We start from the raw sequence: 13223 nt of genomic DNA, 5'->3' as shown, positions 1-13223 counted from the left end.
GCCATGGGGCTCTCGGCACGTTTCCTCCATCACCGGATCGGCTGGCCGCCCACTGCGGGGCGGGTGTCCGGCTGTCTCGTGCCGGACCTTTCGGGTCCGGCAGCCCTTTTGCGGAGTACACCATTGCACAGGGGACAGGGGCTTGGCGATAGCTGCCGGCGGTACTTATATCTCCCTTAACCGCGCGAACCGCCCACTCATTCCCATCTCGGGCCTCAACGCCCGTTTTCGTCGGTCAGCCGTACTTCCGACTGTACCGGAGGTCACCCAGGGCGGCTCGGCGAGCGATTCAGCTCACCCGCTGCCCGGTGGCCCGCGCCGCCACGTCGGTCATCGACAGACCGGTGACCTGCTCCGGGGCGAACCAGGCGGCCCGCGCGGTCGAGCCGCCGGCCAGCTCGGTCACCACCGCGTCGGTCGGCGCGTCCACGCGTACCCGGTAGATCACCCGGACGCCGTGCCAGTCCAGCGGGCGGCCCTCCGGGCCGAGCGCGGCCGGGTTGTGCAGGTTGTCCACGGCGATCAGGTCGACCACCCGGCCCAGCTGCCCGGCCTCCTCGACCAGCTCGCGCAGCAGCCCGGCGGCCGGCTGCTCGCCGTGGTCGGTGCCGCCACCGGGCAGGTGCCAGCGGCCCGCGCCCGGGTACCCGTCGGCGATCGTGGTGAGCAGCACCCGGTCGGCGGGGTCGGTGACCAGCCCGTACGCGGCGAAGCGCTGCCGGCGGTCGACGGACGGCCCGGCCGGCTCGGCGGGCAGCGCCCGGGGCAGGTCGGCCGGCAGCGGAGTCACAGGCAGGCCGAGCAGCTCGGCGGTGAACGGCATCAGCTGCCCGGCGGCTGCCTCGTCGGGCGTGAACCAGCCCACCTCGTCGCTGCCACCGGCCGGCTCCGGCCGCAGCCGCCCGCCGCGCGCCTCGACCTCGAAGACCAACCGATCGGTGTGCAGCGCGATCCCCAGGTCGGCGAACGCGGCCACGTCGGCCACCGCGGCCCGGATCGCGCCGGGCGCGACGGTGAGGCCGGTCTCCTCGGCGAACTCGCGTACCACCGTGTCGGCCGGGTGCTCGGCGTGTTCGACGCCGCCGCCGGGCAACTGCCACACCCCCGGGTACGGGCACCTCGCCGAACCGCGCGCCAGCAACACCCGCCCGTCGGAGTCCCGCAGCACCCCGTAGGCCCCGACCCGCCGCCGCTGCTCCACAGCACCCTCCCCCGCCCGCGCGCCCCCGCGCTCTCCCCGCGCCCCACTCCGTCGATCATGAGGTTAGCGGTACCGAGGCGGACATTTCGCGCCGTCAACTTCATGATCGCCGGGGTGGACGCCCGGAGGGCGGGGGTGGGTGGGTCAGAGGAGGTGGGCGGCCTGGACTGCTTCGGCCGTCACCTCGGTGAGGCGGTCGGTGGGGAGGGCGCCGAGTTCCTCGCGGCGGAACCAGCGGGCCTCGCAGGTCGAACCGCCGATGTCGGCAACGGTGGGCGGCGCGGGCTGGTCGACGACCACCCGGTAGAAGGCGCGTACGCCGTGCCAGTCGATCGGGTAGCCCTCCGGGCCGAGCGAGGCGGCGTCCCGGTGGCTGGCCACCCCGAGCAGCTCGACCAGGCGACCGGTCTGGCCGGTCTCCTCGACCAGTTCCCGGATCAGCGCCGCGCCCGGCTGCTCGCCGTAGTCGGTGCCGCCGCCGGGCAGGTGCCAGCAGCCGGCGCCCGGGTAGCCGTCGGACACCCGGGTCAGCAGCACCCGCTCCTCCGGGTCGGTCACCACCGCGTACGCGGCGAAACGCTGCGCCCGGTGCAGCCCGTCCGGGCCGGGGACGGCGTAGAACGAGGGGAACTCGGGCACCTCCTCCGGCACGATGTCGTCGGTGGAGGTGGGCAGGCCCAGGGCGCGTGCGGTGAACGACCGCAGCGGCAGCTCCCGGGCCTCGTCGAGGGTGAACCAGCGGGCCAGGTCGGTCGGGCGGTCGACCCGCTCGGTGAGCGTCCCGCCGCGGACCGACACGGTGTAGAGAAGCCGGTCGGTGTGGATCGTGATGTGCCGCTCGGGCAGCGCCCGCATGTCGGCGAGCACGTCCTGGAGGCCGGCGACCGCCACCGAGAGCCCGGTCTCGGCAGCGGTCTCCCGGACGACCGTGTGTTTGGGGTCCTCACCGTGGTCGACCGCTCCTCCGGGGAGCGACCAGGTGCCGGGGGTGCCGGAGCGCTCCGATGCGCGGACCAGCAACACTCGGCCGTTTGAGTCAGCACAAACTGCGTATGCCGCGATCCTGCGGAGCGGCTCCAGCGAGGTGGTCACGGGAGCAAATTCTCCCCGTAGCGGGTTACCGACATCGAAAAGAGTCAGATTCCTGACTCTCCGCTGGCGTCTCAGGGGCAGCTCAGGGTAGGCGTCCGGGCGGTCACCGAGGTCGCCCGCCGCGGCGCGCGGGACCGTTGACACATGACCTTCCCGAACCCCTCCCAGGCCCCGTACAAGCAGCTCCGCCGGCCGGTCAGCGACCGCATGATCGCCGGTGTGGCGAGCGGCCTCGGCCGCTACTTCGCCGCCGACCCCACGCTGATCCGGGTGATCTTCGCGACCGCCACCGTGCTCACCGGCGGGCTCGCCGCGCTCGCGTACCCGATCATGTGGTTCCTGATGCCCGAGGAGCCAGCCGGCGCGCCCGCCTGGCCGCACCCGCCGGGCACCGCGCCGGGCTGGCCGCCGGTCCCGCCGGCCGGGCCGGTCCCGCCGGCTACGCCGACCGAGCCGCGGACGCCGGGCGGGCCGCAGGCCGGCCCGCAGACGCCGCCCGCGGCCTGAGCCGCGTCACTCCCACTCGATGGTGCCCGGCGGCTTGCTGGTCACGTCCAGGACCACGCGGTTGACCTCGGCGACCTCGTTGGTGATCCGGGTGGAGATCCGGGCCACCACGTCGTAGGGCAGCCGGGACCAGTCGGCGGTCATCGCGTCCTCGCTGGAGACCGGGCGCAGCACCACCGGGTGGCCGTAGGTGCGCCCGTCGCCCTGCACCCCGACGCTGCGCACGTCGGCCAGCAGCACCACCGGGAACTGCCAGACACCCCGGTCCAGACCGGCCGCGGTCAGCTCCTGCCGGGCGATCAGGTCGGCCTTGCGGAGCACGGCGAGGCGCTCCTCGTCGACCGCGCCGATGATCCGGATGGCCAGGCCCGGACCGGGGAACGGGTGCCGCCACACCATCGCCTCGGGCAGTCCCAGCTCCAGGCCGATCGTGCGGACCTCGTCCTTGAACAGCGTGCGCAGCGGCTCGACCAGGGCGAACTTCAGGTCCTCGGGCAGGCCGCCGACGTTGTGGTGGCTCTTGATGTTGGCGGTGCCGGTGCCGCCGCCGGACTCGACCACGTCGGGGTAGAGCGTGCCCTGCACCAGGTATTCCACGTCGCCGTGCGCGGCGATCTCCCGGGCGGCGGCCTCGAAGACGCGGATGAACTCCCGGCCGATGATCTTGCGCTTCTGCTCCGGGTCGGTCACCCCGGCGAGCGCGCCGAGGAACCGCTCCCGCGCGTCGACCACCTTGAGCTTGATGCCGGTCGCCGCCACGTAGTCCTTCTCGACCTGCTCGGCCTCACCGGCCCGCAGCAGCCCGTGGTCCACGAACACGCAGGTGAGCTGGTCACCCACGGCACGGTGCACGAGCGCGGCGGCGACCGCCGAGTCGACACCGCCGGAGAGGCCGCAGATGACCTCCTTGTCGCCGATCTGCTCGCGGATCCGGGCGACCTGCTCGTCGATGATGTTCGACGGCGTCCACGTCGGCTCGATGCCGGCGATGTCGTACAGGAAGCGGGTGAGCATCTCCTGGCCGTGCGCGGTGTGCCCGACCTCCGGGTGGAACTGCACGCCGGCCCGGCGCCCGGCCAGATCCTCGAACGCGGCGACCGGGGCGCCCGCCGACTCGGCGGTCACGGTGAAGCCGTCCGGGGCCTCGGTGACGCAGTCGCCGTGGCTCATCCAGACCGGCAGGTCGGCCGGCAGGTCGCGCAGCAGCACACCGGGCTCGGTCAGGCGCGGGCGCAGCGGCGTGCCGCCGTACTCGCGGTTGCCGGTGCGCGCGACGGTGCCCCCGAGCGCCTGGGCCATGGCCTGGAAGCCGTAGCAGATGCCGAAGACCGGCACGCCGGCGTCGAACATCCCGGCGTCGATCTGCGGCGCGTCAGGCGCATAGACGCTGGCCGGGCCGCCGGACAGGATGATCGCGGCCGGGTTCTTGGCCAGCATCTCGGACACCGGCATGGAATGCGGGACGATCTCCGAGTAGACCTTCGCCTCGCGGACACGGCGCGCGATGAGCTGGGCGTACTGGGCTCCGAAGTCCACCACGAGGACGGGGCGAGGCGTGCTCATGTGCGCAAAGCCTACCGACAGTCACCGGCCGCGCGGACGCGCCCCGGCGGTGTGGCGGGGTGAACGTGTTAACAAGGGGCCCTTCCTCTACCGGAGGCGTTAAGAAGGGGCCCTTCCTTTCACCGCAGGGCGGCGGGGGCGTGCGCGGGGACGGCCGGCCGCCGCGGCGGGACCGGCTCGACCCGGGTGTACGCCGTGCCGAGCGCCGGGCGCGGGTCCGCCTCGCCCTTGTTCGGCCAGTACGACATGGCCCGCTCGGCCTGCGCGGTGATGGTCAGCGACGGGTTGACGCCCAGGTTCGCCGAGACCGCCGCGCCGTCCACCACGTGCAGCCCCGGGTGGCCGTACACCCGGTGCCAGGGGTCGATCACCCCCTCGTCCGGGGTGGCGCCGATGACCGCGCCGCCGAGGATGTGCGCCGTCACCGGGATGTTGAACGGCTCGGTGACCGCCCCGCCGGGGGTGCCGCCGATCTCCTCGGCGAGCAGCCGGGCCGCCGTGTTGCCGGCCGGGATCCAGGTCGGGTTGGGCGCGCCGTGGCCGGGGCCGGAGACCAGCCGCCCCTTGCGGTAGCGGGTGGTCAGCGAGTTGTCGACCGACTGCATGACGAGCGCGATCACGGTGCGCTCGGACCAGCGGCGTACCGACAGCATCCGCGCCGCCAGGACGGGCTGCCGGACGATGCTCCCGAGCCAGCGCCGGACCCGGCGGGGACCGCCGTCGACGAGCAGCGACTGGAGCAGGCCCATCGCGTTGGAGCCCTTGCCGTAGCGGACCGGCTCGATGTGGGTCTGCGCGTCGGGGTGGAACGAGCTGGTGATCGCCACCCCCTCGGTGAAGTCGAGGCCGCGCTTCCGGGCCGCGCCGGGCGCCACCGAGGCGCCGAGGATGGCCTCGGAGTTGGTGCGGGTCAGCTCGCCCAGCCGGGGCGAGAGCGCCGGCAGGGCACCCGTCGACTTCATCTCGTGCAGCAGCCGCTGGGTGCCGAGCGCGCCGGCCGCGAACACCACCTGGTCGGCGTGGATCACCTCGCGCCGCTTGCGCAGCCAGGCGCCGGTGCGCTCGGTGTGCACCGCGTAGCCGCCGGCCGGGTCCGGGCGTACGGCGGTGACCGTGGTCAGCGGGTGCACCTGCACACCGAGGCGCTCGGCCAGCCAGAGGTAGTTCTTCACGAGCGTGTTCTTGGCGCCGTGCCGGCAGCCGGTCATGCACGACCCGCAGTGGCTGCACCCGGTGCGGTCCGGCCCGGCCCCGCCGAAGTAGGGGTCGGCCACCCGCTCGCCGGGGCGCCCGATGTGCACCCCGACCGGCGTCGGGTGGTAGGTGTGCGCCACCCCCATCCGCTCGGCCACCGCGCGGACGGCCTGGTCCGCGCGGGTGTCGATCGGGTACGTGGTGACGCCGAGCATCCGCTTCGCCTGGTCGTAGTGGCGGGCCAGCTCGTCGCGCCAGTCGGTGATGTCCCGCCACTGCGGGTCGGCGTAGAACGCGTCGAGCGGCTCGTAGAGCGTGTTCGCGTAGACGAGTGACCCACCGCCGACCCCGGCGCCGGAGAGCACCAGCACGCCGCCTCCGGCCTTGCGGTCGGCCGAGCGCAGCAGCGTGATCCGCTGGAGCCCGAAGCAGCCGAGCCGGGGCGCCCAGAGGAACCGTCGCGCCCGCCAGGACGTACGCGGGAACTCGTCGTCGGCGAAGCGCCGCCCCGCCTCCAGGACGCCCACCGTGTAGCCCTTCTCGGCCAGCCGGAGCGCGGTGACGCTGCCGCCGAAGCCCGAACCGATGACGAGCACGTCGTAACGCATGAACGCATCATTACCGACCGGTAGCTATGGCGCCAGCAAGTGTTTTTTCGCAGATCATGCAGAGCGCTCGATTCGCCGGGATTCCCGCCGCTGCAACCTCCGGCGGCTCCCGGCGCGTCGAACACCACGGGGAGGAACGAACGTGACGAGACGACGCCTGCTGGGCCTGGCCGCACTGGTGGCGGCGCTGCTGGTGGCCACCGGAGCGGTGGTGACCACCCGGCTGGTGGCGAACCGCCCGGCCGCCCCGGCCGCCGGCCCGAGCACCGCGCCGCCGGCCTCACCGACGCCCGCCCCGACCACCGCCAGCCCGGCACCCCCGCCCGGCGCCGACCTGAAGGGCCCGCTCAACCTGCTGCTCGTCGGCGTCGACACCCGGGTCAGCATCCCCGGCTGGGAGCCGCACGCCGACGCGGTGCTGCTGCTGCACGTACCGGCCGGGCTGGACAAGGCGTACCTGTTCTCGCTCCCCCGCGACCTGGTCGTGGACATCCCCGCCTACCCGAAGGCCCGCTACCCGGGCGGCCGGACCAAGCTCACCCACGCGATGAGCTACGGCAGCCGGGTGCCGGGCGACAAGCGCAACCCCAGCACCGCCCAGGGGTACGAGCTGCTGCGCACCACCGTCTCCCGCTACACCGGCCTGCGCATCGACGCCGGGGCGGTGATCACGTTCGGCGGCTTCGACAAGCTGGTGGACACGCTCGGCGGCGTGGACCTCTACGTCGACCAGCGGGTCGAGTCCCGGCACCGCCGCCCGGACGGCACCATGCGGACGCTGACCGGTGGCGGCTACACCGGGCCGCAGATGGTCTACGAGAAGGGCACCCGCCACCTGACCGGCTGGCAGGCGCTCGACTACGCGCGGCAGCGCTACACCGCGGGCGGCGACTACACCCGGCAACGGCACCAGCAGCAACTGCTCCGGGCGCTGGCCCGCAAGATCCTCGACCAGGGCACGGCCCGCGACCCGCAGCGGGTCGAGCAGGTGGTGGCCGCGCTGGGCAGGACCCTGGTGTACGCCGGGGGCGGCCGGAAGCTGATCGACTACGCGTACGTCCTGGGTGGCCTGCCGGCCGACCGGCTCACGCTCGTCGTGCTGCCCGGCGCCGGGGTGAGCAGCGGCGGCGCGTACCGGGGTGAGCAGCTCAAGCCGCTCGGCCGCGACTTCCTCACCGCGCTGCGCGGCGGGCGGGCCGACGCGTTCCTGGCCGCCCACCCGTCGCTGCGCGTCAAGAACTAGAGGCCCTACAGCGGCTTCGGGGCGGGCGGGCGCTCGGTGCCGTACAGCCACGGGTCGAAGACCTTCGCCAGCTTCTTGCCGGAGATCCGCTCGGCCAGCGCGACGAAGTCGGCGGTGGTGGCGTTGCCGTTCTTCCGCTCCGCCGCCCAGGTGCGCAGGATGGTGAAGAAGGCGGTGTCGCCCACCGCCACCCGCAGCGCGTGCACGGTCATCCCGCCCCGGTCGTAGACCGAGCGGCTGAACAGGTTCGCCACGCCCGGCTTGCCCGGCGGCGTACGCCACACCTGACCGCCGGCGTTCGCGTACCTCTGCTCGAACATGCGCTGAACCGTTGTCGAGCCGCTGTGCTCGGCCCACAGCCACTCGGCGTACGTGGCCAGCCCTTCGTTGAGCCAGATGTCCTGCCAGCGCTGGATCGACACGCTGTTGCCGTACCACTGGTGGGCCAGCTCGTGCGCGACCACGCCGGTGTTGTCGCCCTGCCGGAAGAAGCTCGCCGAGTAGACCGGCCGGCTCTGCGTCTCCAGCGCGTACCGGATGCGTTCGTCGGCGATCACCACGCCGCCGTACGAGTCGAACGGGTACGGCCCGAAGACGCTCTCCAGGTAGTCGGCGACCTCGACCGTGCGCGCGACGGACCGGTCCGGCGCCCCCTGGGCGACCTGCGTGGTGACCGCGCTGTAGACCGGCCGTCCCTTGTGCTGCCCGGTGGTGACCCGGAACTTCCCGATCGCCACGGTGGTCAGGTAACTGGCCGCCGGCGCGGTCTCCGACCACTTCCAGGTGGTCCAGGCGCCGCTGGTCGCCTTCCCCTTCGGCACGCCGTTGGAGACCGCCGTCAGTCCCTTCGGGACGGTGATCTCCATGTCGTAGGTGGCCTTGTCCGACGGGTGGTCGTTGACCGGGAACCAGGTGCTCGCCGACTCCGGCTGCCCGAGTGCGATCGCCCCGTCGACGGTGTGCAGCCAGCCGCCCTCGCCCAGCGCCTCGGTACGCAGCGCCTCCGGCCTGCCGTCGTACCGGATCTCGGCGGTGAACCCGTTGCCGGAGGTCAGCCCGATCGCCGGGGTGATCACCAGCTCGTCCTCGGTGCGGCTGTGCCGGGCGGCGGTGCCGTCCACAGTCACCGAGCGGACGGTCAGCCCGGCCAGGTCCAGGTTGAACGCGGACAGGTCGGCGGTCGCGGTGGCCCGCAGCGTGGTGGTGCCGCTGAGCTTGTCCGTCTCCGGGTCGTAGCGCACCTTCACCGTGTAGTGCGCGACGTCGTACCCGCCGTTGCCGTAGCTCGGGAAGTACGCGTCGCCGGCTCCGGCCGCGCCCGGCGCGAAGCTGCGCGAGGTCGCCGGCGCGGGACCGGCCGGGGACGACGGGCCCGGGTCCGGCTCGGCCGAACCGCAGCCGGCCAGCAGCAGCGTGCCGCAGGTCAGCAACCCGATCCGTCGTCGTGCGCCGCGCCGCGTCATCGCCTCGATCCCTCCCGGGGCCCGTTCGGCGGCCCCGCCCACGGGCCGCTCCGACCGCGGCAGCCTACCCAGCGGCGGTCACGCGTGCGTCACGGCAGTCCCGGTGGCGTGCCCCCGACCAGCCAGGCGTCCAGCAGCGCCCGCAGCGGCCGCCCGGACGTTCGTTCGGCGTACCCGATGAAATCGGCAGTGGTGACGTTGCCGTCGCGGTGCTGCGCCAGCCATCCGCGCAGCACCCGGTAGAACGCCTCGTCGCCCACCGCGCGGCGCAGCGCGTGCACCGCGAGCGCGCCCCGCTGGTAGACCGCGTCGCCGAACATCCCGGCCCGGCCCGGGTCGACTGTGGGCCTCGACCAGTCGGTGGCCGCGTAGCGCTCGACGACGGTCTGCGCCACTGTGCGCCCGCCGTCGTGCTCGGCCCAGAGCCATTCGGCGTACGTGGCGAAGCCCTCGTTGAGCCAGATGTCGCTCCACCGGGCCACCGAGACGCTGTCGCCGAACCACTGGTGCGCCAGCTCGTGCGCGACCACCTCGGTGTTCGGCCGGTCCCCGCGGAAGAACGCCGGCCCGTAGACCGGACGGCTCTGCGTCTCCAGCGCGTACCGGATGCGTTCGTCGGCGACCACCACGCCGCCGTACGCCTCGAACGGGTACGGGCCGAAGCGCGCGGCCAGGAAATCGGCGACCTCGCCGGTGCGGGCCACCGACGCGGCGGCCGGACCGTCCGCGGGCAGCGCCGCGGCGACGGCGGTGACCAGCGGCTTGCCGGCGTGGGTGCCGCTGCTGACCCGGTAGTCGCCGATCACCAGCGTGCTCAGATAGCTGGCCATCGGCGCGCGTTCCGCCCAGCGCCAGGTGGTCCAGCCGCCGCTCGACGTCCTCCCCTCCGGCACGCCGTTCGACAGCGCGGCGAGGCCGTCCGGCACGGTGACCGCGAGGTCGTAGGTGGCCTTGTCCGACGGGTGGTCGTTGACCGGGTACCAGGTGCTCGCCGACTCCGGCTGACCGAGCGCTATCGCACCGTCCGGTGTGGCGTGGAATCCGCCGTCGCCCAGTTCGGCGTTCGGCAGCGGCTTCGGCACCCCGCCGTACGTGACCTCGACAGTGAACCGCCGCCCGGACGGCAGCCCGCCCGACGGGGTGACGATCAGCTCGGCGCCGTCGTGGCGGTGCTTCACCGCCTCGCCGTCCACCCGCACCCGCTCGACGTCCAGCCCGGCCAGGTCGAGCTGGAACCGGGACAGCGCCCGGGTGGCGGTGACGGTCAGCGTCGCGGTGCCGGTGAGCCGGTCGCCGGCCGGGTCGTACCGCACGTCCAGCGCGTAGTGGCCCACGTCGTAGCCGCCGTTGCCGGCCCCCGGCACGTACGGGTCACCGGCGTCCGCCGCGCCCGGCCGGAACCCGCTCTCGTCGCCGCCGGTGCACCCGCTCAGCGCGAACGCCGCCGCCACCAGCCCTGCCGCCCAGACCCGCCCCCGTCCCACCCGGCGAGCCTAGACGCGCGACGGCGCGGGCGGGGCCGGAACACGTCCGCGCCGCCGCCCGCGCCGCCGCGCGGTGCTCAGCCGATGCTCAGCGGTGCTCAGCGGTCGAGGACCAGCCCGACCTTCTGGAACTCCTTCAGGTCGCGGTAGCCGCACTTGGCCATCGCGCGGCGCAGGCCGCCGAAGAGGTTGAGCTGGCCGTCCGGCTCGTCGGCCGGGCCGAACAGCAGCTTCTCCATCGAGCCGAGCGGCTCACCGGCCACCTCGAACGCCCCACGGGGCAGCGACGGGTGGCTGGCCGCGGAGTGCCACCAGGCGCCCCCGGCCGGCGCCTCCTCGCACAACGACAGTGGCTCGCCGAGCATCACCGCGTCCGCGCCGCACCCGAGCGCCTTGGCGATGTCGCCGGAGGTCTGCATGTCGCCGTCGGCGATCAGGTGCACGTACCGGCCGCCGGTCTCGTCCAGGTAGTCGCGGCGGGCAGCGGCGGCGTCGGCGATGGCGGTGGCCATCGGCACCCGGATGCCGAGCACCGACTCGGTGGTCGACCAGTCGTCGCCGCCGATGCCCACGATCACACCGGCCGCGCCGGTACGCATCAGGTGCAGCGCGGTCTTGTAGTCGGTGCACCCGCCGACGACGACCGGCAGGTCCAGGTCGGCGATGAACTCCTTGAGGTTGAGCGGCTCGTCGGTGGTGGAGACGTGCTCGGCCGAGACGAGCGTGCCCTGGATGACCAGGATGTCCACGCCGGCGTCGAGGATCACCGGGGCCAGCGCCAGGGTGTGCTGCGGGGAGACCCGTACCGCCACCGTGCCGCCGCCCTCACGCAGCTCGCGGACCCGCTCGGCGATCAGGTCGGGGCGGATCGGCTCGGCGTAGACCTCCTGGAGGCGCTTGGTCGCCCGCGCGTCCTCGCCGAGACCGGCCAGCTCCTCCAGGATCTTGGCCGGGTTCTCGTACCGGGTCCAGAGGCCCTCGACGTTGAGCACGCCGAGGCCGCCGAGCTGGCCGAGCCGGACCGCCGAGGCGGGGCTCATGGTCGCGTCCGAGGGGTGCGCGACGCAGGGGATGCCGAACTGGTACGCGTCGAGCTGCCACGCGGTGGAGACGTCGTCGACGTCCCGGGTGCGGCGGCTCGGCACGATGGCGATGTCGTCCAGGTGGTAGCCGCGCTGCGCGGTCTTGCCCAGCCCGATCTCGACCACGTCACGCATGGGGGACTCCAGGTGGTTTGGGGGTGGTGGTTCAGCGGGAGTGGTAGTTGGGCGCCTCGACGGTCATCTGGATGTCGTGCGGGTGGCTCTCCTTGAGCCCGGCCGCGGTGATCCGGATGAGCTGGCCGCGCCGGTGCAGCTCCGGGATGCTCTCCGCGCCCACGTACCCCATCGCGGCGCGCAGCCCGCCGATGAGCTGGTGGGCGACGGCGGAGAGCGGCCCCCGGTAGGGCACCTGACCCTCGACGCCCTCCGGGACGAGCTTGTCCTCGGCGAGCACGTCCTGCTGGAAGTAGCGGTCCTTGGAGTAGGACTTGCCCTGGCCGCGCGACTGCATCGCGCCGAGCGAGCCCATCCCCCGGTACGCCTTGTACTGCTTGCCGTTGATGAAGATCAGCTCGCCGGGGCTCTCCTCGCAGCCGGCGAGCAGGCTGCCGAGCATCACCGTGTCGGCGCCGGCGACGAGCGCCTTGGCGATGTCGCCCGAGTACTGGATGCCGCCGTCACCGATGACCGGCACACCGGCCGGGCCGGCGGCGCGGGCCGCCTCCATGATCGCGGTGATCTGCGGTACGCCCACACCGGCCACGATCCGGGTGGTGCAGATGGCGCCCGGGCCGACGCCCACCTTCACGCCGTCCGCACCGGCCTCGACGAGCGCCTTCGCGCCCGCGTACGTGGCGATGTTGCCGCCCACGATGTCGATGGAGACGTCCCGCTTGAGCCGGGCGACCATCTCCAGCACGGCGCGCTGGTGGCCGTGCGCGGTGTCGACGATGACGACGTCCACGCCGGCGTCGACCAGGGCACGGGCGCGCTTGTAGCCGTCCTCGCCGACACCGACCGCTGCGGCGACCCGGAGCCGGCCCGCGTCGTCCTTGGTGGCGTTCGGGTACTGCTCGCTCTTGGTGAAGTCCTTGACCGTGATCAGGCCGCGCAGCTTGCCGCCCGCGTCCACGATCGGCAGCTTCTCGATCTTGTGCTGGCGCAGCAGGCCGAGCGCGTCGTCCTTGCTCACGCCGACCGGGGCGGTGATCAGCGGGGTGCGGGTCATGATCTCGCGCACCGGCGTGGCCGGGTCGGAGACGAACCGCATGTCGCGGTTGGTGACGATGCCGACCAGCTGGCCCTGCCCGTCCACCACCGGCACGCCGGAGATGCGGTAGCGCCCGCAGAGCGCGTCGACCTCGCGCAGCGTGTCGTCCGGGCTGGCCGTCACCGGGTTGGTGATCATGCCGGACTCGGAGCGCTTCACCAGGTCGACCTGGAGCGCCTGGTCCTCGACGGAGAGGTTGCGGTGCAGCACGCCGATGCCGCCCTGGCGTGCCATGGCGATCGCCATCCGCGCCTCGGTGACGGTGTCCATCGCGCTGGACAGCAGCGGCACGGTCAGCTCGATGTTGCGGGTGAGGCGGGTGCGGGTGTTGACGCGGCTGGGCACGACGTCCGACTCGCCCGGCTGGAGCAGGACGTCGTCGAAGGTCAGCCCGAGCGGCACCACCCGGGCCGAACCGGCCGGCAGCTCGGGCAGATGGCCACCCAACTCCCCGCCGTCGGTGCCGGCCGGGATCTCGGTGCTGGGCGAATTCTCCACGATTGCTCCCCTGAGCTGGTCGTACGGGCTGCAGCGAGGCGGCGCGCGGGGGCACCG

10 protein-coding genes are annotated in these 13223 nt (G+C 73.4%); 2 read left to right on the top strand and 8 right to left on the bottom strand.

From position 1 onward, the window contains the following. Positions 1-289: 289 nt before the first annotated feature. A complete protein-coding gene (locus BFV98_RS23255; RefSeq protein ID WP_071097795.1) occupies positions 290-1201 on the bottom strand; it encodes an NUDIX hydrolase in 912 nt (303 codons plus the stop codon). A gap of 144 nt (positions 1202-1345) precedes the next feature. Further along, the gene (locus tag BFV98_RS23250) at positions 1346-2293 is read right to left on the bottom strand and encodes an NUDIX hydrolase (protein ID WP_013288532.1); all 948 of its coding nucleotides are present in this window, start codon (positions 2291-2293) and stop codon (positions 1346-1348) included. Between the two features lie 144 nt (positions 2294-2437). On the opposite strand from BFV98_RS23250, the gene BFV98_RS23245 reads away from it, so the two are divergent. Continuing rightward, on the top strand, positions 2438-2800 hold the full coding sequence (locus BFV98_RS23245) for a PspC domain-containing protein (protein ID WP_013288533.1): 363 nt from the start codon (positions 2438-2440) through the stop codon (positions 2798-2800). 6 nt (positions 2801-2806) lie between these two features. On the opposite strand, the gene guaA is transcribed toward BFV98_RS23245, so the two are convergent. Continuing rightward, positions 2807-4363 (bottom strand): glutamine-hydrolyzing GMP synthase, encoded by a 1557-nt coding sequence (guaA, locus tag BFV98_RS23240; RefSeq protein ID WP_071097793.1) that lies wholly within the window; start codon positions 4361-4363, stop codon positions 2807-2809. Positions 4364-4482: 119 nt separating this feature from the next. Further along, positions 4483-6165 (bottom strand): FAD-dependent oxidoreductase, encoded by a 1683-nt coding sequence (locus BFV98_RS23235; RefSeq protein ID WP_013288535.1) that lies wholly within the window; start codon positions 6163-6165, stop codon positions 4483-4485. A 142-nt stretch (positions 6166-6307) separates the two neighbouring features. Between BFV98_RS23235 and BFV98_RS23230 the strand changes: the two genes are divergently transcribed. Continuing rightward, on the top strand, positions 6308-7408 hold the full coding sequence (locus BFV98_RS23230) for an LCP family protein (protein WP_013288536.1): 1101 nt from the start codon (positions 6308-6310) through the stop codon (positions 7406-7408). A gap of 5 nt (positions 7409-7413) precedes the next feature. Here BFV98_RS23230 and BFV98_RS23225 read toward each other — a convergent pair whose 3' ends face one another. The 4 genes from BFV98_RS23225 to guaB form a co-directional block, all read right to left on the bottom strand. Then, positions 7414-8871: a M1 family metallopeptidase gene (locus tag BFV98_RS23225; protein ID WP_013288537.1), complete on the bottom strand. Its 1458-nt coding sequence runs from the start codon at positions 8869-8871 to the stop codon at positions 7414-7416. Positions 8872-8960: 89 nt separating this feature from the next. Then, complete coding sequence (locus BFV98_RS23220; protein WP_030269410.1) at positions 8961-10355, bottom strand: M1 family metallopeptidase; 1395 nt, start codon at positions 10353-10355, stop codon at positions 8961-8963. Between the two features lie 98 nt (positions 10356-10453). Continuing rightward, positions 10454-11572, bottom strand: a complete 1119-nt coding sequence (locus BFV98_RS23215) for a GuaB3 family IMP dehydrogenase-related protein (RefSeq protein ID WP_013288539.1) — start codon at positions 11570-11572, stop codon at positions 10454-10456. 31 nt (positions 11573-11603) lie between these two features. Then, positions 11604-13166 (bottom strand): IMP dehydrogenase, encoded by a 1563-nt coding sequence (gene guaB, locus BFV98_RS23210; RefSeq protein ID WP_030269408.1) that lies wholly within the window; start codon positions 13164-13166, stop codon positions 11604-11606. Between the last annotated feature and the right edge of the window lie 57 nt (positions 13167-13223).

The organism is Micromonospora sp. WMMB235 (assembly GCF_001855515.1).
GTDB lineage: Bacteria > Actinomycetota > Actinomycetes > Mycobacteriales > Micromonosporaceae > Micromonospora > Micromonospora aurantiaca.
This window is presented reverse-complemented; position numbering and strand designations above follow the sequence as displayed.

Bases quoted from the DNA above. Each gene is read 5' to 3' on its own strand.
- BFV98_RS23215 (WP_013288539.1), bottom strand. From the start codon at position 11,572: ATGCGTGACGTGGTCGAGATCGGGCTGGGCAAGACCGCGCAGCGCGGC.
- guaA (WP_071097793.1), bottom strand. From the start codon at position 4,363: ATGAGCACGCCTCGCCCCGTCCTCGTGGTGGACTTCGGAGCCCAGTAC.
- BFV98_RS23225 (WP_013288537.1), bottom strand. From the start codon at position 8,871: ATGACGCGGCGCGGCGCACGACGACGGATCGGGTTGCTGACCTGCGGC.
- BFV98_RS23235 (WP_013288535.1), bottom strand. From the start codon at position 6,165: ATGCGTTACGACGTGCTCGTCATCGGTTCGGGCTTCGGCGGCAGCGTC.
- BFV98_RS23245 (WP_013288533.1), top strand. From the start codon at position 2,438: ATGACCTTCCCGAACCCCTCCCAGGCCCCGTACAAGCAGCTCCGCCGG.